This window comes from Nonomuraea sp. NPDC004702, from assembly GCF_053601695.1.
On record NZ_JBSGCE010000004.1, the window covers coordinates 259,154 to 284,030 of the forward strand.

The 24,877-nt window shown below is 72.1% G+C and carries 21 protein-coding genes and 1 tRNA gene; 10 read left to right on the forward strand and 12 right to left on the reverse strand.

Features of this window, described 5'->3' with window-relative positions; genetic code table 11:
- Positions 1–17 precede the first annotated feature (17 nt).
- The 4 genes from ACWEJ6_RS08145 to ACWEJ6_RS08160 form a co-directional block, all read right to left on the reverse strand.
- Entirely contained in the window at positions 18–1,055 is a 1,038-nt protein-coding gene (locus ACWEJ6_RS08145) for an NAD(P)-dependent alcohol dehydrogenase (RefSeq protein ID WP_452422324.1), read from the reverse strand.
- Between the two features lie 157 nt (positions 1,056–1,212).
- Positions 1,213–1,986 (reverse strand): enoyl-CoA hydratase-related protein, encoded by a 774-nt coding sequence (locus ACWEJ6_RS08150; protein ID WP_452422326.1) that lies wholly within the window; start codon positions 1,984–1,986, stop codon positions 1,213–1,215.
- Positions 1,987–2,027: 41 nt separating this feature from the next.
- Positions 2,028–3,170, reverse strand: a complete 1,143-nt coding sequence (locus ACWEJ6_RS08155) for a nitric oxide synthase oxygenase (protein WP_452422328.1) — start codon at positions 3,168–3,170, stop codon at positions 2,028–2,030.
- Positions 3,171–3,844: 674 nt separating this feature from the next.
- Positions 3,845–3,916 (reverse strand) — tRNA-Asn (locus ACWEJ6_RS08160).
- A gap of 126 nt (positions 3,917–4,042) precedes the next feature.
- On the opposite strand from ACWEJ6_RS08160, the gene ACWEJ6_RS08165 reads away from it, so the two are divergent.
- Positions 4,043–4,360 carry a YtxH domain-containing protein gene (locus ACWEJ6_RS08165; RefSeq protein ID WP_352318894.1) on the forward strand — a complete coding sequence of 106 codons (318 nt, stop codon included), beginning with the start codon at positions 4,043–4,045 and terminating at the stop codon, positions 4,358–4,360.
- Positions 4,361–4,415: 55 nt separating this feature from the next.
- Here ACWEJ6_RS08165 and ACWEJ6_RS08170 read toward each other — a convergent pair whose 3' ends face one another.
- Genes ACWEJ6_RS08170 through ACWEJ6_RS08180 form a run of 3 tightly spaced genes read right to left on the reverse strand, consistent with a single transcriptional unit; the run spans position 4,416 to position 6,351 of the window.
- Positions 4,416–4,889, reverse strand: coding sequence for a hypothetical protein (locus ACWEJ6_RS08170; protein WP_452422330.1), 474 nt, complete (start codon positions 4,887–4,889; stop codon positions 4,416–4,418).
- Entirely contained in the window at positions 4,886–6,160 is a 1,275-nt protein-coding gene (locus ACWEJ6_RS08175; RefSeq protein WP_387672653.1) for an amylo-alpha-1,6-glucosidase, read from the reverse strand. Before ACWEJ6_RS08175 ends, ACWEJ6_RS08170 begins: the two co-directional genes overlap by 4 nt.
- Before the next feature lie 32 nt (positions 6,161–6,192).
- The gene (locus ACWEJ6_RS08180; RefSeq protein WP_352318900.1) at positions 6,193–6,351 is read right to left on the reverse strand and encodes a hypothetical protein; all 159 of its coding nucleotides are present in this window, start codon (positions 6,349–6,351) and stop codon (positions 6,193–6,195) included.
- Between the two features lie 176 nt (positions 6,352–6,527).
- Between ACWEJ6_RS08180 and ACWEJ6_RS08185 the strand changes: the two genes are divergently transcribed.
- From ACWEJ6_RS08185 to ACWEJ6_RS08215, 7 genes are read left to right on the forward strand one after another with little or no spacing between them, the layout of a single operon-like run.
- Positions 6,528–7,694, forward strand: a complete 1,167-nt coding sequence (locus tag ACWEJ6_RS08185) for a hypothetical protein (protein WP_452422333.1) — start codon at positions 6,528–6,530, stop codon at positions 7,692–7,694.
- Complete coding sequence (locus ACWEJ6_RS08190) at positions 7,691–9,886, forward strand: tetratricopeptide repeat protein (RefSeq protein WP_452422335.1); 2,196 nt, start codon at positions 7,691–7,693, stop codon at positions 9,884–9,886. Before ACWEJ6_RS08185 ends, ACWEJ6_RS08190 begins: the two co-directional genes overlap by 4 nt.
- Positions 9,883–10,734, forward strand: coding sequence for a PP2C family serine/threonine-protein phosphatase (locus ACWEJ6_RS08195; RefSeq protein WP_452422337.1), 852 nt, complete (start codon positions 9,883–9,885; stop codon positions 10,732–10,734). The genes ACWEJ6_RS08190 and ACWEJ6_RS08195 overlap by 4 nt, the downstream gene beginning before the upstream one ends.
- Complete coding sequence (locus ACWEJ6_RS08200; RefSeq protein WP_387672641.1) at positions 10,727–12,013, forward strand: vWA domain-containing protein; 1,287 nt, start codon at positions 10,727–10,729, stop codon at positions 12,011–12,013. Before ACWEJ6_RS08195 ends, ACWEJ6_RS08200 begins: the two co-directional genes overlap by 8 nt.
- Positions 12,013–12,648, forward strand: coding sequence for an FHA domain-containing protein (locus ACWEJ6_RS08205; RefSeq protein WP_452422340.1), 636 nt, complete (start codon positions 12,013–12,015; stop codon positions 12,646–12,648). The genes ACWEJ6_RS08200 and ACWEJ6_RS08205 overlap by 1 nt, the downstream gene beginning before the upstream one ends.
- Entirely contained in the window at positions 12,645–14,024 is a 1,380-nt protein-coding gene (locus tag ACWEJ6_RS08210) for a hypothetical protein (RefSeq protein ID WP_452422342.1), read from the forward strand. The genes ACWEJ6_RS08205 and ACWEJ6_RS08210 overlap by 4 nt, the downstream gene beginning before the upstream one ends.
- Positions 14,021–14,827 (forward strand): transporter substrate-binding domain-containing protein, encoded by an 807-nt coding sequence (locus ACWEJ6_RS08215; RefSeq protein WP_452422344.1) that lies wholly within the window; start codon positions 14,021–14,023, stop codon positions 14,825–14,827. Before ACWEJ6_RS08210 ends, ACWEJ6_RS08215 begins: the two co-directional genes overlap by 4 nt.
- Before the next feature lie 100 nt (positions 14,828–14,927).
- On the opposite strand, the gene rpoD is transcribed toward ACWEJ6_RS08215, so the two are convergent.
- The gene (rpoD, locus tag ACWEJ6_RS08220) at positions 14,928–16,031 is read right to left on the reverse strand and encodes an RNA polymerase sigma factor RpoD (protein WP_241563834.1); all 1,104 of its coding nucleotides are present in this window, start codon (positions 16,029–16,031) and stop codon (positions 14,928–14,930) included.
- A 355-nt stretch (positions 16,032–16,386) separates the two neighbouring features.
- Positions 16,387–19,185, reverse strand: a complete 2,799-nt coding sequence (gene dnaG, locus ACWEJ6_RS08225; protein ID WP_452422346.1) for a DNA primase — start codon at positions 19,183–19,185, stop codon at positions 16,387–16,389.
- A gap of 209 nt (positions 19,186–19,394) precedes the next feature.
- On the opposite strand from dnaG, the gene ACWEJ6_RS08230 reads away from it, so the two are divergent.
- On the forward strand, positions 19,395–20,300 hold the full coding sequence (locus tag ACWEJ6_RS08230; protein ID WP_387672625.1) for a M23 family metallopeptidase: 906 nt from the start codon (positions 19,395–19,397) through the stop codon (positions 20,298–20,300).
- On the opposite strand, the gene ACWEJ6_RS08235 is transcribed toward ACWEJ6_RS08230, so the two are convergent.
- Together ACWEJ6_RS08235 and ACWEJ6_RS08240 are read right to left on the reverse strand one after the other, a co-directional pair.
- Positions 20,263–21,426, reverse strand: coding sequence for an NAD(P)/FAD-dependent oxidoreductase (locus tag ACWEJ6_RS08235; protein WP_452422348.1), 1,164 nt, complete (start codon positions 21,424–21,426; stop codon positions 20,263–20,265). The genes ACWEJ6_RS08230 and ACWEJ6_RS08235 overlap by 38 nt on opposite strands.
- A 77-nt stretch (positions 21,427–21,503) precedes the next feature.
- Positions 21,504–22,724, reverse strand: coding sequence for a deoxyguanosinetriphosphate triphosphohydrolase (locus ACWEJ6_RS08240; RefSeq protein WP_387672619.1), 1,221 nt, complete (start codon positions 22,722–22,724; stop codon positions 21,504–21,506).
- 80 nt (positions 22,725–22,804) lie between these two features.
- On the opposite strand from ACWEJ6_RS08240, the gene ACWEJ6_RS08245 reads away from it, so the two are divergent.
- A complete protein-coding gene (locus tag ACWEJ6_RS08245) occupies positions 22,805–24,295 on the forward strand; it encodes a M48 family metalloprotease (protein ID WP_397160580.1) in 1,491 nt (496 codons plus the stop codon).
- Here the strand turns inward: ACWEJ6_RS08245 and ACWEJ6_RS08250 are convergent.
- Positions 24,292–24,762 (reverse strand): N-acetyltransferase family protein, encoded by a 471-nt coding sequence (locus ACWEJ6_RS08250; RefSeq protein ID WP_452422351.1) that lies wholly within the window; start codon positions 24,760–24,762, stop codon positions 24,292–24,294. The two genes, ACWEJ6_RS08245 and ACWEJ6_RS08250, sit on opposite strands and share 4 nt — an antisense overlap.
- Between the last annotated feature and the right edge of the window lie 115 nt (positions 24,763–24,877).

Sequence of the window (24,877 nt, forward strand, 5' to 3'; positions counted from 1 at the left end):
GTTCTCCTCCGAGGTCCTCACGTGAAGGTGATCATCACCTTCACCACGTCGTCGAGCTTCTTGTCCGAGACCTCGAAGGCGCGTTCCATCTCCGCGAAGGGGAACGTGTGGGTGGTCAGCGGCGTGGGATCGACCCGGCCGCCCTCCAGGACGCGCAGCAGGCGTTCCATGCGCAGCCGCCCGCCCGGGCACAGGCCGGTCGTGATCTTCTTCTCGGCCATGCCGACGCCCCACTCGACGCGCGGGATGCGGACGAACTCGCCCTGGCCGTAGTAGCCGGTGTTGGAGACCGTCCCGCCCGGCTTGGTGATTTTGATCGCGGTCTGGAAGGTGGCGTCCGCGCCGAGCGCCTCGATGGCGGTGTCCACACCCTGTCCGCCGGTCAGGCGGAGCACGCCCTCGACGACGTCCTCGGCGCTGAAGTCGACGACCTCGTCGGCGCCGAAGTCGCGGGCCAGCTGCTTGCGGCGGGGCACCGACTCGACCCCGATGACCAGGCCCGCGCCGCGCAGCCGGGCGCCCGCGGTGGCCATGAGGCCCACCGGGCCCTGGGCCAGCACGGCGACCGCCCCGCCGATGGGGATGTCGCCGTTCTCGGCGCCCATGAACCCGGTCGAGAGCATGTCCGCGCAGTAGACGGCCGTCTCGTCCGGCACCCCGGCGGGGATCTTCGCCATGTTGGCGTCGGCCTCGTTGACGTGGAAGTACTCGGCGAAGACGCCGTCCTTGGAGTTGGCGAACTTGAACCCGCCGAGCGGGCCGCCCGACTGCGACGGATGGCCGTTCTGGCAGGCGAGATCACCCCAGTCGGGGGTGATGGCCCCTACCAGGACGCGGTCGCCCGGCCGGAAGTCGCGCACCTCCTCGCCCACCTCGTGCACCACGCCGACGCCCTCGTGCCCGAGCGTGAGATCGGTGCGCGGCCCGATGCCGCCCTGGACGGTGTGGGAGTCGGAGGTGCAGATGAGGGCGGTGGTGGTGCGGACGACGGCGTCGCGCGGACCCGGCCGCGGCACCGGTTTGTCCATGAAGCCGACCCGGCCGATCTCCTTCATGACGAAAGCCTGCACCGCGCCCCCCGAACGTGCCCCCGCTGGACGTCCCCCACGCCCCGGCCTGGCCGCGGACCCTTCGGACACGCCCAGCCCTACCCGGCGGGGATCGCCGTCTAACCTCGGCGCGCGCCGCTCGTACCCCCTCCGGCCTGCGGTTTCACAGCGCCGGGAAGTCCGGCGGGCGGCACTCCAGGAAGCTGGCGACGCCCTCGGCGAAGTCGGGCCGCCCGAAGGAGGCCAGCATCTCGTGGACGGCCTTCCTGGCCGACTCCTCCAGGGTGACGTCCCAGTCCTGCCACACCTGCCGCTTGATCACCGCCATGGACGCCGGCGAGCTGTGCACGGCCAGTTCCCTGGCGTACTCCTGGGCCTGCGCCAGCAACGACTCCCCCGGCACCGCGCGGTTGGCCAGCCCCAGCTCGTACGCCTCCCGCCCGCTGAACACCCGGCCCGACAGCAGGACGTCCATGGCCCGCTGCTGGCCCATGACCCGGGGCAGCACCCAGGACAGGCCGTACTCGGCGACCAGGCCGCGGCGCGGGAAGGCGGTCGTCCACTTGGCCTCCTCGGCCGTGAAGACCAGGTCGCAGACGAGCGCGTGCACCATGCCGAGCCCGGCGCAGGCGCCGTTGACCGCGGCGATGATCGGCTTGCCGATGGTCGTGGGGAAGGTGTTGGGACGGGGGTCGGGGGTCTCGTCGTAGGAGCCGGTCTGGATGGCGGCGAGCGTCCTGAAGTCGGCGCCGGCGCAGAAGCCCTTGCCCGCGCCGGTCACCACGATCGCCCGGACGCCGGGGTCCTTCTCGGCCTCGGCCAGCAGGTCGAAGTAGCGCCGGCCCATGGCGTCCGTCCAGGCGTTGAGCGTGTCGGGACGGTTGAAGGTCAGCGTGAGCACGCCCCGGTCCGACGATGAGAGCACGAGTTCCGCCATGCGCTAACCGAACCATGTTCTGGGCGGGGCTGGCAAGCGCGTCAGCGGGCGGGGTGGCGGTGCACGTACGCGGGGGTCAGCTCGCAGGTGTCGTAGTAGCGGTGGAAGACCGGGGTCGCGCCGCCCGACAGCGGCGGCACGATCCACGACCAGTCGGCCGGGCAGCGCCGTCCGGCGCGCTCCTCGCGTTCCAGGTGGGTCAGGAAGCGCCGGGACTCGGTGTGGTGGTCGGTGATCGTCACCCCCGCCCGTTCGAACGAGTGCAGCACCGCCACGTTGAGCTCGACCAGCGCGTGGTCGCGCCAGAGCGAGCGCTCGGTGGAGGTGTCCAGGCCGAGGTGCTTGGCCACCTCGGGGAGCAGGTCGTACCGGTCGGAGTCGGCCAGGTTGCGCGCCCCGATCTCGGTGCCCATGTACCAGCCGTTGAACGGCGCGCACGGGTAGCAGACGCCTCCGATCTCCAGGCACATGTCCGAGATGACCGGCACGGCGTGCCAGCGCAGCTCCAGCTCCGCGAACCACGCGTACTCGGGATGCAGCAGCGGCACCTCCAGCACGGCGTCGCCCGGCAGGTTGCACACCAGCGGGTCGCCGAGCCCGGCCCGCACGACCAGCGGCAGCACGTCGAACCGGCCCGGCCCGCCGCGCCAGCCCAGTTCCTTGGCCAGGTCGGTGAGCTCGGCGTTGCGCGGGTCGCCGAGGACGCCGCCGCCGTTCAGCCGGTGCCCGGCGTAGCGGACGAGCTGGTCGTTGAGCACCCGGGGGCCCGGCATGGCCGGGGTGTCCGGGGCGAAGACGGTGACGGTGGGCCTGATGCGCCCCTCCCCCGTCGCTTCGCGCAGGTGCGCCACGCACTCCACCGCCACGCCCTCGGCCGTCGTCACCTCCCGCCGGTCGCGCACCTTCAGCGAACGCCAGTACAGGCGTCCGATGCACCGGCCGCTGTTGCGCCAGGCGACCCGGGCGCCGAACTCCAGCTCCTCGAAGGTGTGGACGTAGGTGCCGTGGCGGGCGACGTCTCTGGCGACGTCGCGCAGCCGGGCGGCCAGGCCGCCGGCGGAGGGGTTCTCGGCGTGGAAGAGCCTGATGAACCGCTCCGCCTCGCGGAGGTCCGTGGTGCGCTCGAACAGCGCGTGCACGGCATGCACATCGAAGGGACGCAGTGACCTGATCCAGGTACGCACGCGGCAACCAACATTTCGCTCAGCGGAGCGCCCCGCCGATTCCGGGTCGGCGGCACGTCCTGCCGGCGGCGCCCTCTCCACGCCCCCGTCACGACTTCCCGCGGCTGCCGGCCACACCCGGCCGGCTCCCCCATCTTGCCGCCGCGAACGCCCGTTGTCCCGCGTAACGCCAAAATCGGTAACTCACCCACTACAACGCGTGAATCCCTCTCCTTTCAGGACATGCCCTGCCAGGCCAGCAGCGCGGAGGCGAACGCGCCAGGGCGCCCGATCCGGCCAGGACGACCGCGAGGCCGAGAACATCGGTCATCGGCCCGCCGCCCATCCGACGCAGGCGGCACCAGTTCCCCCACCGCCGCGGCGGCCGGCAGCCCAAGATCACCCCGAACGCCACCCAGAGCGTGAGACGCCCGACGATCTGCCGCGCCCTGGCACGCGTCAGGCCCGCCGGCGGAGTGCGGCCCCGCTCCGGGCTGAGGGGTGCTTCAGACGTGGTCAACGGCCTCTCGCGGAGTGAGGAGGACGTCACTGGAACCGCTGCGGATGGACAACTTCCCGATGAGGGTGTCAGCGAGATGACTCCCTGGAGCCCTCAGCGACGGAACGTCCCATGGAACGCCTAAGGCCCTCTCACCTGTCTCGGTGAGAGGGCCTTAGTTGCTGTCTGACTACAGCTCCCGCGATAGGACTCGAACCTATAACCTGCCGGTTAACAGCCGGCTGCTCTGCCGTTGAGCTACGCGGGATCGAACGTTCGCCCTGCTGGTCGGGCTTGTTGGGCCCTTCCGTCGTGCGCAGGAATAGATTAGCGCACTCTTGGAGTGCGTGTCGCATCGCAACTGGGGTAGGCCGGGAGACAGCGGAGGTGCAAGATGCGTTATCGGATGACATTCGCGGTCGGTCTGGCTGTCGGTTACGTGCTCGGCAGCAGGGCGGGCCGCGAGCGGTACGAACAGATCAAGCGGGCGGCCCAGCGTGTGGCCGACAGCCCGAGGGTCCAGGAGGCCGCGGGGGTGGTCGGCGCGCAGGCGTCGAGGCTGGCCGGGGCGGCCAGGGAGAAGGTGGGCGGGACGCTTCAGGAGAAGATCCCGTTCCTCGGCTCCGACGGCCACCACAGGTCCGGCAGTGGCTGGCCCGAGGAGGAGGATCTCGCGGAACGGAAGTCCCGCGAGACCGGCATCCCCTACTGACGGCCCGGCCTGAGATCCGGCCCCGAGATCCGGCGCGGCACGGACGTGTGATCCCTCACACGCCCATGCTGCGCCGGACGCCTTCCAGGGCCTGTTCGGCCTGCGCGCGCAGGCCCGGGTCCGTCGGATCGAGCCCGTCGTCGAAGACGAGCGTCCAGCCCAGCACCTCGCCGCCCGGCGGACGCCTGGCCACCAGCCGGACGCCGCCGCGCCCCGGCAGGCTGACGCGCTTGTTGACCACGATGGTGGAGTTCACCCGCTCGCGCACGGTCTCGGGCACCATCCGCGGTTCGGCGACGCGCTCGAAGTGGCGGGCGCCGCCGGTGGTGACGACCCGCAGCCCCTCGTCGTCCCAGGACGCCTTGTCGATCTCCTCGTACGGCACCCGCGTCCCGTCCGACAGGAACAGGGCGAGGTTGGTGGCCACCAGGTGACCGTCGGCGGTCTCGGTGAACGTCAGCACCCGCTCCCCCGGCCGGGTGTCCAGGGATCGGCGCACGTCGGCGGGCAGGCGGCGAAGAATGCTCATATCTCCACGGTATCGGCGAGCAGGTCGAGGGTGAGCGCCGCGCTCCAGGAGAAGTCCCTGCACCCGCGCCCGCTGCCGTCGAACGGGTCGAAGCACTCGCGGAACCCGGCCTGCCGGACCAGCCGCAGGGTGCCGTTGGCGAGCTGCCGGCCGAGCTGGTCGAGCGAGTGGACGGCGGCGGCCCGGCGTAACAGCCAGTTGGTGTTCACCCAGGACGGCCCGCGCCAGTAGCGGGTGCGGTCGAACTGGGCGGCGCGGATCTCGCAGCTCGGCACCGGGTAGCCGGTCGCGCCCATGAACCGGGCCGACTCCAGCACCTCGACGCAGGCGTGCAGGTGGTCGCTGGGCAGCCCGGGATCGAGCAGCGGCCCGAACGCGCCCACCGTGCAGACCTTGATCAGCCGGCCGGAGCGCAGGTCAAGGGGGTAGAAGCAGCCGTCCCAGAGCCGGTCGAGCATGGCCTGCCTGATGCGTTCGGCCTGTTCGGCGTGGGGTGCGGGGTCGGCCCCCGCCACCGGCGCCAGCTCGGCCAGCGCCTGGCAGGAGGCGAGCCAGATGCCGTTGAACATCGGGTCCTCGACCGCGAAGGGGTGCTCGTCGCGCAGGTACTCGGGCCGGTAGCCGGCGTCGCGGTACCGCATGGCCAGCCAGACGTAGCGGTCGTGGTCGCTGTCGGGGTGGCGGTCGGCCAGCTGAACGTTGCGGTAGCCGTAACCGATGGCGGGCAGCGCGGCGAGCGGCTGGTCCCAGGCCGGGCTGTCGTCCATGCCCGACTCCCAGGGATGGACGATCGCCGCCAGTCCGGCGCCGCCGAGGTCGCGGGCCGAGGCCAGGTAGTGGTGCTGGGCGACGAGCAGCGGGAACGTCCGCCGGACGAACGCGACGTCGCCGGTGTGCCGGTAGAGCCACCGCAGCGCCAGCGCCTGCAGCGGCGGGGAGGTGAGCCCGGAGGTGTAGACCCGGGGCGCGGAGGCGTGCTCCTGCGAGCGCCAGACCGACGGCCCGGGGAAGTACGCCTCGCGGGTGTGGAAGACGATGTGGGGCACCATGCCGGTCGCCCACTGGCCGCTCAGCAGGCTGAGCAGCTCCTCCCGGGCGCGCTCCGGACGGTGCCTGGCCAGGCCGATGACGACGAACGCGGAGTCCCAGCTCCACTGGTGCGGGTAGAGACCCGGCGCGGGCACGGTGCCGCTGCCCGTCCAGTTCGCCTCGAGCACGGCCAGGGCCTCGCGCCCGAGCGCGGCATCGTCAACCGCCGGCCGCGCCTCCATTCACTCACTATGCCTTGGGAAGCGGGCGGAAGCTACGGCCTCTTGGCCCACTTCGCGACGAACGTGACACCGAGGACGACGGCGCCGATGATGAGAGCCCACTTGAGAAGCGTGAAGACGAAACCCACGAGCGGGCCGACGAGAAGCAGTGCGACGATGATCGCGGCGATGATCAGAAGGATGCGTGCCATGTCTCCACCGTAGGAGATCCGTTAAGCCGTTTGCAGGTGACCGAGGGTTGAATCAGGGACAAGTCAGGGTCACCCCTACCCTTTGGAACCAACCGGTCAAGACTCCCGTTGAGCCGGTAGGACACGGGGCATCGGGGGCCCTCTTCACGGGGAGCGTGATGAGTCTGGGACCACCCATGAGCAGGGAAGGCGCCGAGTACGCGCTGCGCGCTCGGGCCGACGAACGTGACCGGATCTCCGGCGACCTGCTCGATCTCGAATCCCACACCACGTACCAGCTGCTCAAGGGCGCGACGCTGGACGGGGTGACGCGGCAGCGCTGGGCCGCCGTCCAGGCCGCGCTGACCCGGCTGTGGCTGCTGAACGACGCCTACCGGGCCGTGCTGCGCGACGCCGAGCAGGTCAGGGCCGCGCGCGCGAAACTCGGGGCCGAGCAGCTCGACGAGCTGACCCGGCTGCTGTCGGGCACGTCCGTCGTGCTGCGGGCCGCGGCCAAGCCCGTCGAGCAGCGCTCGCTGCTGCCCGAGGCCGACGAGCGGCTGACCCTCGACGAGACCGTCGCCCGCATGGACGGCGCCTTCCGCGAGGTCACCTCGGCGCTCAACGACATCGACGCCGTGTGGAACGCCGTCCTGCCCCGGCTCGACGACGCCGACCGCGTCCTGCGCGAGATCCGCGACCTGGAGCGCGAGCTGGGCGAGAGCGCCGGCCTGGAGGCGCAGGAGGCGGAGCTGCGGCGGATGCGCGCGGCCCTGCTCGCCGACCCGCTCGGCGCGGGCGTCGGACCCGATCTCGGCGGGGTCGCCCGCGTGCTGGCCGAGGCCCGCGCGGAGATCGACCAGGCGATCGTGGTCAAACGCGAGTACGCCAGGCGCCGCGAGGACCTGGTGGCCGCCCTCGACCGGGTACGCGCGGCCGAGAGCGAGGCCAGGCTGGCCCACGGCGCGGTCGTGGTCAAGATCGCCCTGCCGCCGCAGGCCCGCCCGCGCAGCCGGGTCGAGGAGCTGACCGGCGAGCTGGCCGCGCTCGACGCCTCGGCCGACGCCTGGCTGGTGCGGGCCAGGCGGCTGGCGAGCGTGGAGAGCGAGGCGGAGAAGGCCGCCGACCGGGCGCGGGCCACCGCCAAGGCCCTGTACGGCCTGGTCGGCAGGCGTGACGAGTTACGCGGCCGGCTCGGCGCCTGCCAGGCCATGGCGGTGCGCAAGGGCATGGCCGAGGACCCCGACGCCACCGCGTGCTTCGAGCGGGCACGATCCCTGCTGTGGAGCGCTCCCTGCGACCTGACCGAGGCGGCGGCCGCGGTCGACACCTACCAGCGCGCGATACACGGAGGTAAGCCATGACCCGCTGCGCGCAGCCGGGCTGCACCGGCACCATCGAGGACGGCTACTGCGACCTGTGCGGCAACGCGGCGGCCGCGCCGCCCCCGGCGGCGGTGTCCGTCCCCCGGCAGGCGTCGGCCCCGGCCTCGGGGACGCCTTCCGGGTCGCTCTCGGGGCCGCTCTCGGGCCCGCTCTCGGGGCCGGTGAACACCCAGCCGGTGAGCCGGTCGCTGACCTCGCCGGTGAGCAGCAGCGGCAGGTCGCGGGCCGGGGTGCTGGGCGGCATCGCCGACCTGCCGTCCGTGCCGTACCGGGATCCGGCGACGGCCGTGATGGCCGATCCGCAGGTGCCGGAGGAGAAGCGGTTCTGCGCCAACCCGGCCTGCGGGGAGCCGGTGGGCCGGTCCCGGCAGGGCCGTCCGGGGCTGACGGAGGGGTTCTGCCCGCACTGCCGCACGCCGTACTCCTTCACCCCGAAGCTGGCCAAGGACGACATGGTGGCCGGGCAGTACCGGGTGCTCGGCTGCCTGGCGCACGGCGGCCTCGGCTGGATCTACCTGGCCGCCGACGAGGCCCTGGACGGCCGCTGGGTCGTGCTCAAGGGCCTGCTCAACACCAACGACGCCGAGGCGCTGGCGGCGGCCGAGGCCGAGCGCAAGTTCCTCACCACGGTCGACCACCCGAACATCGTCAAGATCCTCAACTTCCAGCTCTCCGGCGGCCTCGGCTACATCGTCATGGAGTACGTCGGCGGCCAGTCCCTGCACGAGCTGCGCCGCCAGGGCCCGCTGCCGCTGCGCGAGGCCCTGATCTACGGCCGCGAGATCCTGCACGCGTTCGGCTACCTGCACGAGAACGGCCTGGTCTACTGCGACCTCAAGCCGGCCAACGTGATCCGGGTCGGCCGGCGGCTCAAGCTGATCGACCTGGGCGCCGTCCAGCCGGTCGGCTCGCCGCCCGGCACGTCCTGGGCGACGGTCGGCTACCACGCGCCCGAGCTGGACACCCACCCCTCGTCCGTGGCCTCCGACCTCTACACGGTGGCCAGGACCCTGGCGGTGCTGACGATCCCGTCCTGGAGCCCGGCCAAGGGCGGCGTGGCCAGCCCGCTGCCGCAGGACTGCGGGCACGAGTCGTTCGCGCGGCTGCTGCGCAAGGCCACCGCGCCCAACCCCGCCGACCGGTTCCAGAGCGCGTGGGAGATGGAGGAGCAGCTCGTCGGGGTGCTGCGGGAGATCAGCGCGGCCGAGGAGGGCGTGCCGTTCCCGGCGCCCTCGACCCTGTTCGGGCCCGAGCGCTCGGCCGTGTGGACGGCGCTGTCGGACTCCCGCCAGGAGGTGTTCGGGCCGCTCGACCCGGCCGCGGTCGCGGTCGAGCTGCCGGTGCCGCACGTCGATCCGCTCGACCCGGCGGCGGGCGCGCTGGCGGGCCTGCTCGGGTTCGACGGCAAGGAGCTGTTCGACCAGCTCTCGGCCATGCCGCCGACGCCCGAGACCCGGCTCATGCGTGCCAGGCTGCTGGCCGAGGCAGGCGCCGCCGAGACCCCGGTGGCGCTGTCGGAGCTGGAACAGCAGCTCCCCGGCGACTGGCGGACGACCTGGTACCGCGGCGTGCTCGCACTGGCCACGCGCCAGACGGACACCGCGGTGACGATGTTCGACGCCTGCGTGTCCGCGCTGCCCGGCGAGCTCGCGCCCAAGCTGGCGCTGGCGTTCGCGCTGGAGTGCGCCGGCAGGCAGTCGGCCCACTGGTACAACGCCGTCTGGCGGACCGACCACTCCTACGTCAGCGCCGCGTTCGGGCTGGCCAGGACGGGCCGCGTCAACGTGCTGGACGAGGTGCCGCCCACCTCCAGCTACCGGGTGGCGGCGCAGGTGGCGCTGGCCGCCTCGGTGTTCCGCCGGACCGACCTGAGCACGGTGTCCGCCCCCGACCTGGTCGGCGCGGCCGGACGGCTGGCCAACCTGGCCGACCTCGACCCGCGCCGCCGCGACCTGCTCACCGCCGAGCTGCTGCGCTGCGCGCTGGCCTGGCTGGACGACAACCCCGCGCCGCCCGGGACGAAGCTGGCCGAGGCCGACTTCACCGAACCGGGGCTGCGCAGGCGGCTGGAGTCGATCTACCGGAAGCTCGCGGTGGCGGCCGGCTCCCGCCATGAACGCCACGCGCTCATCGACGAGGCGAACGCCGTACGACCGAGGACGTGGCTGTGACCGAACCCACCCCCCAGAACTGCCCGATGTGCGCGTCCCCCGTCGTCCAGGGGGACGTCTACTGCGAGCGGTGCGGGCACGCGCTCGGCGCGCCGGTCTGCACCTCCTGCGGCGCGGCCGCGGTGGACGCGGAGGGCTACTGCGAACGGTGCGGCGCCCGCCAGCCCACCGGCCGCGACCACGCCGAGATCGTCCTGGACGGCGGTGCCGCCGCCGTGACCGACAAGGGGCTGCGACGCGCCCGCAACGAGGACGCCATGGCGCTGCTGACCACCGGCGACGCCGTGATCACGGTGGTGTGCGACGGCGTGGGCAGCTCGCCGCGGGCCGACGCGGCCTCGGCCGCGGCGGTGGAGACCGCGGGCGCCGCCCTGGCCAGGGGGGCCTCCGCGCAGGAGGCGTTCGAGCTGGCCGGAAAGGCGGTGACCGCCCTGGCGACCTCCGTGGACGACGCCCCCGCCTGCACCTACGTCGCCGCGGTCGCCGGCCCCGGCGGGATCACGCTGAGCTGGGCGGGCGACACGCGGGCGTACTGGCTGCCCGGCGAGGCCCCCGGGCAGGGCGTGCTGCTGACCGAGGACGACGTGGTCCCGACCGGCGAGATCACCGCGTGGCTCGGCGCGGATTCCGGCGAGGTGTCGCTGCATGTGCGCACGCTCGCCCTGGGGGCGCCCGGCCTGCTGCTGGTGTGCAGCGACGGGCTGTGGCGCTACCTGGACGGCTACCGGTTCCCGCAGCCGGGAACCCCCCTCGACATGGCCCGCGAGATGCTGCGCCACGCACTGGCCTCCGGCGGCCAGGACAACGTGACGATCGTTCTCATCCCCCTAGGAGAAACGCATGGGTGACCAGCCCACGTTCACGCTGAACATCGACCAGAACAAGTACCTGTCCACCGACGCCCGGGAGGTGCACGCGATCCTGACCGTGGCCTCCTCCGGCGGCGGCTTCGCCCAGGCCGCGCCCACCGAGGCGGCCGAGGTCATCATCGTCGACACCTCGGGCTCGATGAGCGGCGGCAAGATCCGCGAGGCCCGGCAGGCCGCGGCGGCGGCCGTGCACGCGCTGCGCGACGGCGTGCACTTCGCGGTGATCGCCGGGACCGAGCGGGCCAAGGTCGTCTACCCCGGCGGCAACGCCAACCTGGTCAGGGCCACGCCCGCCACCCGCGCCGAGGCCGAGCGGGCGATCAGCAGGCTGCTCGCGCACGGCGGCACGGCCATCGGCGAGTGGCTGAAGCTGGCCGGGCACCTGCTGAGCGGGTACCCGAACGCGATCAGGCACGCGCTGCTGATGACCGACGGGCAGAACAACGAGCGTCCCGAGGTGTTCGGGGCCGTGCTGCAGGGGTGGAGCGGCAAGTTCGTCTGCGACAGCCTGGGCGTGGGCGACGACTGGGTGCCCGCCGAGCTGCGGAAGGTCGCCGAGGCGATGCTCGGCTCGTTCGAGTTCGTACGGAACCAGAGCGATCTGGCCGAGTTCTTCCGCCGGGTGACGCAGACGTCGATGAGCAAGACCGTGGCGGACCTGTCGCTGCGGGTGTGGGTGCCGCAGACCGCCAAGCTGAAGTTCGTCAAGCAGGTCTCCCCCACGCTGCTCGACCTGACCGGCAAGCGCACCGACGTCAACCCGCTGACCGGCGACTACCCGACCGGCTCGTGGGGCCAGGAGGAACGCGAGTACCACCTGTGCGTCGAGGTGCCGCCGGGCCAGATCGGCCAGGAGATCAGGGCGGGCTGGGTGAAGCTGGTGCGCCCCGACACCCAGGACGTCGTGGCCAGCGGCAACGTGCTGGCCCAGTGGACCGACGACCTGGCGCAGTCCACCCAGATCAACCGGAAGGTCGCCCACTACACCGGCCAGGCCGAGCTGCACGAGCTCATCCAGGACGGCCTCAGCGCCCGCGCCGCCGGGGACGTGGAGGCCGCCACCGCGCGCCTGGCCAAGGCCAGGGAGCTGGCCGCGGAGTCGGGCCGCGAGGACACCGCCCGGCTGCTGGAGAAGGTCGTGGAGATCGATCCCGCGACCGGCACCGCACGGTTGCGCAGGAACGTGGACAAGGCCGACGAGATCGAGCTGGACACCGGTTCCGTCCGCACCAGCCGGCTGCGTAAGGGCGAGGGCTGATGGCGACCTGTCCCCAGGGGCACGCCTCCGGCTCCGACGACTACTGCGACGTCTGCGGCGCGCAGATGGCCGGGACGCCCGCCGCGTCCCAGCCCCAGCCGGCGGCGGCCGCCGGCGGAGGCGACGACGCCTGCCCGGTCTGCCAGACGCCGCGCGCCGGGCAGTTCTGCGAGGTGTGCGGGCACGACTTCACCGGCGGCGGGGGCGGCGTCCCGCTCCCGGTGCGGGGGGCGCGGTGGGAGGCGGTCGCCGCCGCCGACCGCACCTACTACGAGAAGGTGGTCGCCGAGGGCGGTCCCGACGCGGCGCGCATGGCCTTCCCGCCGTACTGTCCCGAGCGCTCGTTCGGGCTGGTCGGCGAGCAGGTGCGCATCGGACGGCGCAGCAAGGCCAGGAACCTGGCGCCGGAGATCGACCTGACCGGCCCGCCCGAGGACCCGGGCGTGTCGCACCTGCACGCCGTGCTGCTGGCCCAGCCCGACGGCACCTGGACGCTGGTGGACCCCGGCTCGGCCAACGGCACCCAGGTCAACGGCAGGGCCGTGGAGATCAACACGCCCGTCCGGGTCGGTCCGGGCGACCGGATCCACCTGGGCGCCTGGACCGTCATCACCATCAGGGAGGGCACACCGTGACCCTGGTGCAGAACCCGGGCGCCGTCGTCCCGGCGGGCGCCCCCGCCCCCCTGCCGCGCCGCAGCGTGCCCGGCCGCATCCGCGTCATCTCCGGCGTCACCGTGGCGGCGCTCGCGCTGCTGTTCGCGGCGCTCGGGGTGGGCAGCCTGACCGCCGGCGACGGGCTGCAGGTCATCGGCCGCGACGCCGGGCCGCAGGTCGTCGCCACCGCTGGGCTCTACCTGGCGCTCAGCGACATGGACGCCCAGGTCGCCAACGCGCTGGTCATGGGCGACCAGTACGGCCAGCAGCGCCGCGAGGCCGTCGACCGGTACGAGCGGCGGCGCACGGAGGCCAACCAGGCGCTGCTGAAGGCGTTCGAGCTGGCCGGCGACAACGCCGCCGAACGGCGGACCGTGCAGTCGGTGCTCGACGGCCTCGGCCGCTACGAACGGCTCGCCGGGCAGGCGCTGCTGCTGAACGAGCAGTCCCGGCACGCGCCCGGCGCGCCGCCGGACACCGTCGTGGGCACCTACCGGCAGGCCACCGACCTGATGCGGCTGGTGCTGCTGCCGCAGGCCTACAACCTGACCCTGGAGAGCGGCACGATCGTCCGCCGCACCTACGACGACAAGAACGCCATGGTCCCGCTGCTGCGCTCCGCGGTGCTGCTGGCCGGGCTGCTCGCGCTGGGCTGCCTGATCTGGCTCCAGATCTTCCTGGCCCGGCGGTTCCGCCGGGTGTTCGGCCCGGCGCTGCTGGTCGCCACGCTGGCCACCGTGGTCTCGCTGATCCTCGGCGTGAACGTGCTCGGCCAGGACCAGACGGACCTGCGCACGGCCAAGACACAGGGCTTCGACTCGGTCCTGACGCTGGCCAAGGCCCGCGCGATCAGCAACAGCATGCAGGGCGACCAGAGCCGGTACCTGCTCGACAAGGACCGCGCCGACACCTACGAGCACACGTTCCTGGACAAGTCGCAGACGGTCGTCTACTTCGAGTCGGGCAACCTCACCCAGTACCACGCGAAGGTGGCCGCCGACGCCGGCGCGGCCCGCGGCATGCTGGGGCCCGAGCTGACCGGTCCGGAGGGCACCCGGGTGCTGGACGCGTACCGGGCCTTCCAGCAGGCCGACACCTCCTTCCGGGCGCTGGCGCTGGACGGCAGGACCGCCGAGGCCGTGACCGCCAAGCTCGGGCCGGTCACCGCCGCGTTCGACGCCTACGACCGGGCCCTGGTGGCCCTGGCCGAACGGCACGAGCGCACCTTCGACCAGGCCATCGACGCCGGCGAGAACGCACTGGACAACCTGTGGCGGCTGCTGCCGTTCGCGATCGCCGGGATCGGGCTGCTGATGATCGCCGGGGTGTGGCCGAGACTCAAGGAGTACCGTTGAAGCGGGCACTGATAGCGGCCCTGGCCCTGACCGCGGTGGCCGCCGCGGCCTGCGGGACCGGCGGCCGGGAGTCGATCCTCGACAAGGACTCCATCGTCATCGCCGTCCGCCCCGACCTGCCGTCGGTGGGCTTCCGCAAGCCGGACGGCACCTTCGAGGGCTTCGACGTCGACGTCGCGCGGTACGTGGCCAAGCGGCTGGGCAAGGACTTCAAGCTGATCCCCGTGCTGGCAGGCGACCGGGACAAGGTACTGGTCCAGGGGCGGGCCGACATGGTGGTGGCGACGTACACGATCAGCATGGACCGCAAGGCGAAGGTGCTGTTCGCGGGGCCGTACCACATCTCCTACCAGGACATCCTGACGCGGCCGGACGACAAGGTGGACAACGTCCGGCAGCTGAAGGGCCGCCGGATCTGCGCGGTGGAGGGCTCGAACGCCGCCGAGCGGGTCGTGGAGGAACGCAGCGTGGCGGCCAAGCTGGTGCCGTTCAAGGACTACGCGACGTGCCTGAGCGCGCTGAAGAACCGGCAGGTGGACGCGGTCACCACCAACGACGTGATCCTGGCCGGCCTGGCCAACCAGGACGGGTCGGGGCTGCGGCTGGCCAACGCCCAGTTCAACGAGCAGCGAAGCGGGGTGGGCCTGCACAAGAACGACGTGCCGGGCTGCGAGGCGGTGAACCGGGCGATCACCGACATGTACCAGGACGGGACCGCGGGCAAGCTGCTGCACAAGTGGTTCGGCAAGGCGGGCCTGGACCTGACCAACATCGCCGTGCCGCAGTTCGAGGGCTGCTCCTGAGCCCGCCGCCCGGCATGCGTTCGAGGGCTGCTCCTGAGCCCGCCGCCCGGCATGCGGACGGGCCCGGCACGCTCGCCGGGCCCGTCGCGGGGTCGAAGGGTCAGTCCAGGTAGTCCCTGAGCATCTGCGCGCGCGTCGGGTGGCGGAGCTTGGCCAGGGTCTTCGACTCGATCTGCCGGATGCGCTCGCGCGTCACGCCGAACTCCCTGCCCACCTCCTCCAGCGTGCGCGGATGCCCGTCGGCCAGGCCGAAGCGGAGCTGGATGATGCGCTGCTCGCGGTCGGACAGCGTGGCCAGGATGTCGTCGAGCTGGTCCTGCAGCATGATGAAGGCGGCGGCCTCCATGGGCACGACGGCGTCGGCGTCCTCGATGAAGTCACCGAGGTCGGAGTCCTCCTCGCCGATCGGCGACTGCAGGGACACCGGCTCCTGGGCGATGCGCTGGATCTCCACCACGCGGTCGACCGGGAGGTCCATCTCCTTGGCGATCTCCTCGGGGATGGGCTCGCGGCCGAGGTCCTGGTGGAGCTGACGCTGCACTCTGACGAGCTTGTTGATGGTCTCCACCATGTGCACCGGAATGCGGATGGTGCGCGCCTGGTCGGCGATCGCCCGGGTGATCGCCTGCCTGATCCACCAGGTGGCGTAGGTGGAGAACTTGTAGCCCTTCGTGTAGTCGAACTTCTCGACCGCCCGGATGAGCCCGAGGTTGCCTTCCTGGATCAGGTCGAGGAACAGCATGCCGCGGCCCACGTACCGCTTGGCGATCGACACCACGAGCCTGAGGTTGGCCTCGATCAGCCGCTGCTTGGCCCTGGTGCCCTGCCAGACGAGCTCCCTGAACTCCGGGAAGGCCAGACGCGAGACCCCGTTGGCCAGCTTGTCCTCGGCGAACAGGCCGGCTTCGATCGACTTGGCGAGCTCCACCTCCTCCTCGGCGGTCAGCAGGGGGACGCGGCCGATCTCCCGCAGATAGATACGGACGAGATCGCTGGTCGGCGCCCGCTTGCCTACGTCCTCCTCATCGGCGCGGGTGGACTCCTCGTCGCCCTGGGGCTCGAGGACCTCCACGCCGTTCTCTGCGAGCATCCGCACGACGCGTTCCAGCGCGTCGGACGGCAGCTCGGATCGGTCAAGCGCGGCGGCGACGTCATCGACGGTTACGCTTCCGCGCTCCCTTCCCTTCGCGACGAGGTCCGCCACCTGATCTACCGATGGCGGCCCGCTTGGCAGCACCGATGCACCCACGGGAGACAGTCTGCAGTATTGGTTCCATCAAATGGCAGACCCATTTTTGTTGCGGAAGGTAAGACGATCAGCATTACCGAATTGAGATCGAGTAAAGGTTTGGCCCGAGTTTGATCAGGAAAGAAAAGTCAATTACGCGGTCTGGAATCCCACGTCCGGCGACGTCCGCCGGCCGGACGTATCTCTTTCGCTGCCCGGAAGACGCCGGAGATGCCCCATTACGGCAGCGCGGACCGGCCGGGATTCCCCGCGAACCACCCGGTTCACCGCCCGTCCCCGCTGCCGAACTGTTATCAAAACGCCCCGGCGGTCAGCTTCCCGCGGCGCGCTCGCGCAGCACCCGGCGCTGCTGCTCCAACGCCACCAGCTCGCCGAACAGCTTGTTGTACTCCTGCTGCTCCTCCACCGGATTGAGGCGCTGCATGCGGGACTTGGCCTGGGCGATGGCCCGGTCGACCGCGATCGCCTCGATGGCCGCCAGCATGGCCCCCGCGTAACGCTCCTCGGCGTGCGCGTCGGCCTGGACGGGCTCCACCGCGAACCGCGTCACCAGCGCCCTGGTGCCCTCGTCGTGAGCGTGCTCCAGCAGCCGGTCGACCCACTCGCGGCCGCCGTGACCGGCCGAGCCGGCGCCTCCGGCGGCCTGGATGACCTTGTGCAGCGCGACGTGGTCGGGCGCGGTGAACGCCTGCGGGTCGAGGGCGTCGAAGCGCGGCCCGAGCAGCGCCGGCCGCTGGACGGCCAGCTTGAGCAGCTCGCCCTCCACCCGCACGCTCGGATCGACGGGAGCCGCCTTGGGGGCGCGCTGGGGGCGGCCCTGCTGGGTGTTGGCCACCTCGCCGATGCGCTGCATGACGAAGCGCTCGTCCATGAACCCGAGCCAGCGGTCGAGGTCGATGGCGTAGCGCTTGCGCAGGCCGACGTCCTTGATCCCGGCCACGATGGGCGCCGCCGCGTCGAGGGCGGCGATCTTGCCCTCGTTGCTGCGCAGGTCGTAGCGGGAGATGGTGCTCCTGATGGCGAACTGGAACAGCGGCTCGCGGCTCGCGATGAGGTCGCGCACCGCCGCGTCGCCCTGCTTGATCCGCAGGTCGCACGGGTCGAGGCCGTCGCTCTGCACCGCGACGTAGGTCTGCGTGACGAACTTCTGCTCGTCGGCGAAGGCCCGCAGCGCCGCCTTCTGGCCGGCCGCGTCGCCGTCGAAGGTGAAGATCACCTCGCCGCGGAACTCGGCCTGGTCGAGCAGGAACCGGCGCAGGATCTTGATGTGCTCCTCGCCGAACGACGTGCCGCAGGTGGCCACCGCGGTCGGAACTCCGGCCAGATGGCAGGCCATCACGTCGGTGTATCCCTCGACGATCACCGCCTGGGCGCGCTTGCTGATCTCTCGTTTGGCGAGATCAATGCCATAAAGGACCTGGCTCTTCTTGTAAAGCGGCGAGTCAGGCGTATTCAGATATTTCGGACCATCGTCGGAATCGAGCAACTTGCGTGCGCCGAATCCGATCACGTCACCCGTGGCGTCCCTGATCGGCCAGATCAGCCGCCCCCTGAACCGGTCGATCGGCCCCCGCCTGCCCTCCTTGGCCAGGCCGCCCTTGACCAGCTCGTCGGCGGTGAACCCGCGCCCCATCAGATGGCGCGCCAGCGCCTCCCACTCGGCCGGCGCGTACCCGACGCCGAACGTCTCGGCGTCGGCGCGCTCGAACCCGCGCTCGGACAGGAACCGCCGCCCCGGGGCCGCGTCGGGCCCGAACAGCTTCTCGGCGTAGAACTCGGCGGCCACCCGGTGGGCCTCGATCAGCCGGGCCCGCTCGCCGTGGTCGCGCTTGGGGACGTAGCCGCCCTGCTCGTACTGGAGCTGGATGCCGGCCCGCTGGGCCAGCCGCTCGACCGCCTCACCGAACGGCAGATGCTCGATCTTCTCGACAAACGTGATCACATCGCCGCCTTCCCCGCAACCGAAGCAGTTGCCGGTGAGGAGGTTGTCCTCCAGGACGAAGGCGTGCCCGTGCTCGACCGTGGCGCAGAAGACCTCCTCGACCCGGTCGGTCTCCTCGACCGACTGGACCACCCAGCCGCGCCGCGCGAACGCCTTGGAGGCGCCGGAGAACCGCAGCCGATGCTCGTCGATGAGGAAGAAGTCTTCGGTCAGGTCGTCGTTGACGAAGTGGACGCGGAAGATCGAACTCGGCTCGCGGCCGGGGAAGCCCACACGGACCTGCTCCGTGACGCCGTACGTGCCTATGCCAAGCCTTGTGCAGATCGTCCGGACGTATTCCAGCGTCTCCCGGTCGGCGCAGTTGAGCATGATCGTGCCGTCTTTGGCGACGTGCCCGTCGGCGGCGAGGTAGCCCGCGAGCCAGCCGTAGAGATAGGAGACGGACTCGTCGAGCGCGGGCAGCTCCTTGAAGAACCGTGGCAGGTGGTGGACCAGGAGCTGGCTCCTGCCCGACTTCCCGCCCCGGCCCTCCGTCACGAAGCTGAGCGGGAACCACTTGAGCAGCTGGGCGTCCTTGACGCTGTCGAGCGTGGCCCTGCTGCCCGAGCCGGCGCGGGTGCCGTCGCCGAAGGTGATGCCGTGGGCCACGCCGAACGGGGACGGGGTGGTGCGCTTGATGCGCGACCCGGGGAACACCGAGGCCAGGCGGTGCCCCTGCTTCAGGTCTTTGGTGATGACCTCGGCGCGCTTGTCGCGGCGCCGCCCGGATCGTACGAACCAGCGGTGCTCGGGGGTCGCGAAGATCTCCTTGCGCTGCCCGTTGCGGGTCACCACGATCTTCATCAGCGATTGCACGCCGAACGACCTGAACGGCGCGTCGACCCAGGTGCCGTCGGCGGCCAGCACCCGGTGCACGCCGCCCGCCAGTTCGGCGATGGGGCGCACGCCCTCCCACGTCATGACCCGCGTCTCCGCGGCGAGGCAGAAGTACATTCCGCGCTCGGGGGTGACGTTGAACGACGGGCTCTTCTCGTCGTGGAAGGGGCACAGGCCCTTGAGGTTGCCCCCTCCGGCGTTGCGCAACTGGATGTGCTCGCCGATCACGTCGGCGATGGGGGAACGCTCGCGTACGAGCGCGATGTCGACATCACGGATCCGGCCAGCCACGCCGGTGAGTCTATTCCGCCCGACCGACGGTTCCGCCCCGCGCGGGGTGTGCCGCGGCCGGTGAACGGCGTGGCACGGGCTGTCGACGGCCGGGGAAGACGCGCGTCACCTCTGGGTTGCTAAAGCGGGAAACTGGTGATGCGGAGTCCCGTGGTCGGCTACAAAGGTGAGGGTTGTCGGTGGAAACGGTGACACGGGTGAGGAAGACTATGCATTCCGGGCATATCGTGCGGTGGGCGGTTGTGGCCGGCGCCGTGCTGCTCACCGGCGCCTGCGCCCAGGCGACCGGGGTGGCGGGCGTCAGCGCCCAGTCGCCCTCCACGGCCCCGCCCACGGGCACGCCCACCGTCACCCCGGCGGTCACCGCCACCATCCCCTCGCCCGGCCCGTCCGGCCAGGACGGCGAGCAGCAGGCCGAGCAGCCGCCCAAGGGGGACGACCCGGTCAAGGTGCCGCCGCCCAAGCTGTCGAAGTTCACCTACACGTTCCCGGTCAAGGGCTGCGGCACGACCTACCAGCGCAGCCTGCTGGTGCTGCCCAAGACGACGATCTGGGCCCCGCAGGGCTGCTCGTTCGTCGCGCCGGTGGACGGCGTCGTGGACGAGGTCAACGTCAAGAACCGGTGGGCGCCCTCCACCGACAAGGGCGCCGACCGCGAGGGCCGGTTCGTCACGATCATCGGCGACGACGGCGTGCGTTACCTCGGCGGCCACCTCGACTCCGTCGCCGACGGCGTGCGGCCCGGCGTGCGGGTCAAGGCCGGGCAGCTGCTCGGCCGGGTGGGCAGGTCGGGCAACGCCCGCGACGCCGGCTCGAACCTGTACTTCGCGATCTCCTGGAAGACCGGCCCGGCCTACTGGTGGGTGCGCCGGGGCATGGTCGAGCCGTGGGACTACCTGGACGCCTGGCGCTCCGGCAACCGCACGCTCTCCCCCCGCAAGGAGACGCTGGCGCTGCGCGGCAAACTCGGCGAGACGCCGCGCTGCGCGGTCCAGTGCACGTCGAAGAAGGTGCCGCAGGCCACCAAGCAGCCCAGGAAGCCGCGCAGGACCGCCGAGCCCAAGGACGACAATCCGATCACGGCGGACCCGTCGTCAACTCCTTTCGGTCAATGACGACGCCCGACCTGATCAGCTCCTGGATCTCCGGCACGGCGTCCCGGGTGTTGACGCTCATGCCGGCGACCACCCGGCTCTCGCGCAGCCAGAAGGCGACGAACCGCAGGTCCTCCAGCGAGCCCCGGCAGACGATCTCGTCGTGGCCGTCGGTGTCGCCGGTGAACTCCATGCTCAGGTCGTACTGGTCGGTGTAGAGGTAGGGGATGTCGTCGTGGACGACGTCCTGGCCGAGCATGGCGCGGGCGGCGGCCGGACCGCCCTTGAGCGCGCCCGACCGGTGCTCGACGCGGACGTGCCGGCCGTACAGGGGGTGGAAGGGCTCGGCGGCGTCGCCGGCGGCGTAGACGTCGGGGTGCGAGGTGCGCAGGGAGGCGTCGGTGCGGATGCCGTGCCGCACCTCCAGGCCCGCGTCGCGGGCCAGCTCCACCTCGGGCGCGACGCCGATGCCGGCCACCACGAGGTCGGCCGTCAGCCGCTCCCCGGTGCTGAGCCGCACGCCGGCGCCGGTGACCTCGGCGACGGCGGTGCCGAAGCGCAGGTCCACGCCGTTGCGGGCGTGCAGGCGGGCGAACACCGCGCCCAGCTCGGGGCCGAGCGCCCGGTTGAGCGCGGTGGGCTCGGGCTCGACGACGGTGACCGGGCAGCCCGCCGCGCGGGCCGCCGCCGCGCTCTCCAGCCCGATCCAGGACGCCCCGACCACGATGACGCTGCCGCCCTCGGCGAAGCGCCGCCTGAGCGCCTCGCAGTCCTCGACGGTACGCAGGTAGTAGGCGGGGCCGGGCAGGCGTCTCGGCGTCGCCCCGGTCGCGATCAGCAGCTTGTCGTAGGCCCGCCGGGACCCGTTGGCGAACCTGACGACGTGGTTGCGGGGCTCGATGCGGGTGACGGGCAGGCCGAGCCGCAGCTCCACGTCGTTGTCGGCGTACCAGCCGGGGGCGTGGACGTAGATCTTCTCCCGCTCGCCGCCGCCCCGCAGGTACTCCTTGGACAGGGGCGGCCGTTCGTACGGGGGTTCGCTCTCCGCGCCGGCGAGCACGACCTCGCCGGCGAAGCCCTCCTCGCGCAACGTCTGCGCGGCCTTGGCTCCCGCAAGGCCCGCGCCGACGATGACATATGTAGCCATGCGCGCAGTATCCGCCGACGAGGCAGGTCCGCAAAGCCGCTCGTGGGGGCGGTTTCACCGGCCTCGGCGGCCTGCCGTCACTTCGACAGGCGCCGGTGCCAGGCCACGGCCGAGGTGTCGGTGAGCGAGGCGATCTGGTCGATCACGACGCGCACCCGGGCGGGGTCGTCGGGGGCGTCCAGGAAGGCGGGGCGGAAGGCGGGTTCGAGGGTGGCGGGGGCGCCGAGCGTGATCAGCGAGGCCAGCTCGGTGATCAGCTCGCGCTGCCTGGCCTGGTTGGCGTGGTGGCCCTCGGTGGTCATCACGTAGTGGGCGGTGACGCCCTTGAGCAGGGCGCACTCCAGCAGCGTGGCGCGCGGCACGACGAGGTCGGCGCGGTGGCGGGCGCCGTGGACCTCCTTGGTGGCGGTCTGGGCCGAGCGGCAGAACCGGCCGATCAGGCCGCTGGTGAGCGCCTTGAGGCCGGCCAGGTCGGCGAGCGTGGCCTCGAAGCGGCGCGGCCACAGCGGGTCGGCGATCAGTTTGGCGAAGACCTCCTCCAGTTCGTTGAGGTCGGCGCCGGGCGCGTACCAGGCGCGGGTGACGCGGGCCACCGCGCCGCGCTCCACGGGCGACTGGAGCGCCTCGGGGGTGACGTGGCCGGAGTGGAGCGCGTCCTCCAGGTCGTGGACGGAGTAGGCGACGTCGTCGGCCCAGTCCATGATCTGGGCCTCGAAGCTCACGCGGCCCTCCGGGGCGCCGTCCCTGATCCACTCGAAGACCGGCAGGTCGTCGTGGTAGACGCCGAACTTCGGGGACTTCTCGCACGTCCAGGGGTATTTGACGGCGGCGTCGAGTGCGGCCCTGGTGAGGTTGAGGCCGGCGCTGCGGCCGTCGTCGGTCAGGACCTTGGCCTCCAGCCTGGTGAGCAGGCGCAGGCTCTGGGCGTTGCCCTCGAAGCCGCCGCACGAGGTGGCCAGCGCGTTGAGCGCGACCTCGCCGTTGTGCCCGAACGGCGGATGGCCGAGGTCGTGGGCCAGGCAGGCGGTCTCGACCAGGTCGGGGTCGACGCCGAGCGTGGCGCCCATCTCCCTGCCGACCTGGGCGCATTCGAGGGAGTGGGTCAGCCGGGTGCGCGGGATGTGCTGGCCGCCGCCGAGGGTCTCGCCGGGGCCCACGACCTGGGTCTTGGCCGCCAGCCTGCGCAGCGCGGCGCTGTGCAGGACGCGGGCGCGGTCGCGTTCGAACGCACCGCGGCCGGGGTTGCCGGGTGGTTCCGGGACCCATCGTTCCTGGTCGTGCTCGTCGTAGTACGACATTGGTGCAGTGATTTTATCCAGTTTCCTGTCTCCGCTAGTGTCGAGCCTCGCGAGAACCCCTTCCCCGGGAGCCCTCCCCCATGACGACAGCGTTCCGAGCGGTGCTGGCCTTCAGTCTGCTCGCCGGCTTCTACGTGCTGGTCGGCGTCATCCTGGTGGCCGCCGTGTTCTTCGACGTCCTGCTGCTGGTGGACTTCCACGCCGCGGCGCTGAAGGTCGCGATCGTGCTCACGCTGGCGGCGGGCGCGCTGGTGCGGGCGCTGTTCATGGTGGGCAGGAACCAGGGGGGCGAGCTGCCGGGCGTGCCGGTGGGGCGCGAGCACGAGCCCGCGCTCTGGCAGGCGGTGGAGGACCTGGCCCGGCGGGTGCGCACCGCGCCGCCCGACGAGATCCGGCTCGTCCCCGAGGTGAACGCGGCGGTCTCGGAGGACACCCGGTTCCTGGGGCTGCGCGCGACGCGGCGGCGCATGTTCATCGGGCTGCCGCTGCTCCAGACGCTCACTGTCGACGAGCTGCGCGCCGTGCTGGGGCACGAGCTGGGCCACTACAGCGGGGCGCACACGCGGCTCGGCGCGCCCGTCTACCGGGGGCGGGTCTCGCTGATCGCGACCGTGCAGGGGCTGGGCAACCATCCGATCATTCAACGGCTCTTCGCCGGGTACGCCAAGCTCTACCTGCGGGTGTCGCAGGCCGTGTCGCGCCGCCAGGAGCTGGAGGCCGACGAGTTCGCGGTGGCGATCGGCGGGCGCCAGGCCATGTCGGGCGCGCTCCGCAAGATCCACGACACCTCCCTGGGGTGGGACCTGTACGCCGGCGACTACCTGTCGCTGACCGGCGTGGGCGGCACCCGGCCCGCCTCGGTGTTCGGCGGCTTCCACGCGCTGATGAACGACCCCGGCCGGCGGGCCGAGATCGCCCGGCTGGGCGAGCGGCCCGAGGAGGTCTCGCCGTACGACTCCCATCCCAGCCTGGCCGACCGGCTGGCCGCCATCGCGGTGCTGCCCGAGCCCGAGCACGTCCCCGACCCGCGTCCGGCGCTGACGCTGCTGCGCGACCCCGACGTCGCGGCCGAGGCGGTCGAGCGGTCGATGTGGACGCCGGAGGCGCTGGCCGGGCTGCGCCCGGTGCCGTGGGACGAGCTGGTGGCCCAGGGCATGTACGCCGCGCGCAACGCCGAGGCCCTGCACGACCTGGCGGTGGCGGGACAGCGGGTGATGGGGGCGACGCGGCCCTACCTCGACGCGGCCTTCGAGGCGATCGCCAGGGGCCGCCAGGCGGAGCTGGCCGAGCGGCTGCGCGAGCTGGGCTGGAAGCCGTCGGAGACGCTGCTCGCCGGGGTGCTGGGACAGGCGCTGGAGGCGGTGCTGATCCAGCTCGGCGAGGCCAGGTGGACGCTGTCCTGGTCGGGCCCCGCCCGGCTGCTGTTCGAGGACGGCGAGGAGGTGGCCCTGGCCGAGTACGCGGCCAGGGTGGCGGGTGATCCGGAGGCCGTGGCCGGGCTGCGGCAGTGGCTGGGCGACCACGGGATGCGGCACGACTACGTGCCGGCCGAGGAGGCCCTGCCCCGCTAGCGGGTCGCGGGCTGCCCGGCGTCCGGCCGGCGGACCATGAGGACGTCGACCTGGTCCTCGCCCTCGACGGTGAAGCCGTGCCGCGCGTAGAGCCGCTGGGCGGCGCTGCCCCGCAGGACGACCAGGCGCACGGTCGCGCGCTCGGCGTCGGCGCGGTCCAGCAGCGCCCGCAGGACGGCCGAGCCGAGCCCGCGTCCCTGGACGGCGGGGGCGAGGTAGAAGTGCTCCAGCCAGTGCCCGTCCTCGGCGGGGCGCAGGGTGACGCAGCCGGCGAAGGCGCCGCCGGCCAGGATGACGGAGGTGTGCCCGGGAGCGAAGGAGTCGCGGAAGCGCTGTCGTACCCGGTGCTCGTCGAAGCGGCCCAGCCGTTCCAGGTCGGGGCGCATCACCGTGGCCCGCAGCTCCGCGATGGCCTCCACCTCGTCCGGCCCGGCGGGCCGCAGCTCCCATTCCAGGAGATCTTTCATGGCGGAAAGTATCCCAAAAGCCGCTTTTCGCGCGATCTCCGGGGTTCATGGACAGGAAATCAACAGATCTTCAACCGGGCGCTCCTACGATCCGTCGCAAGGAGCGCTCCTCCAG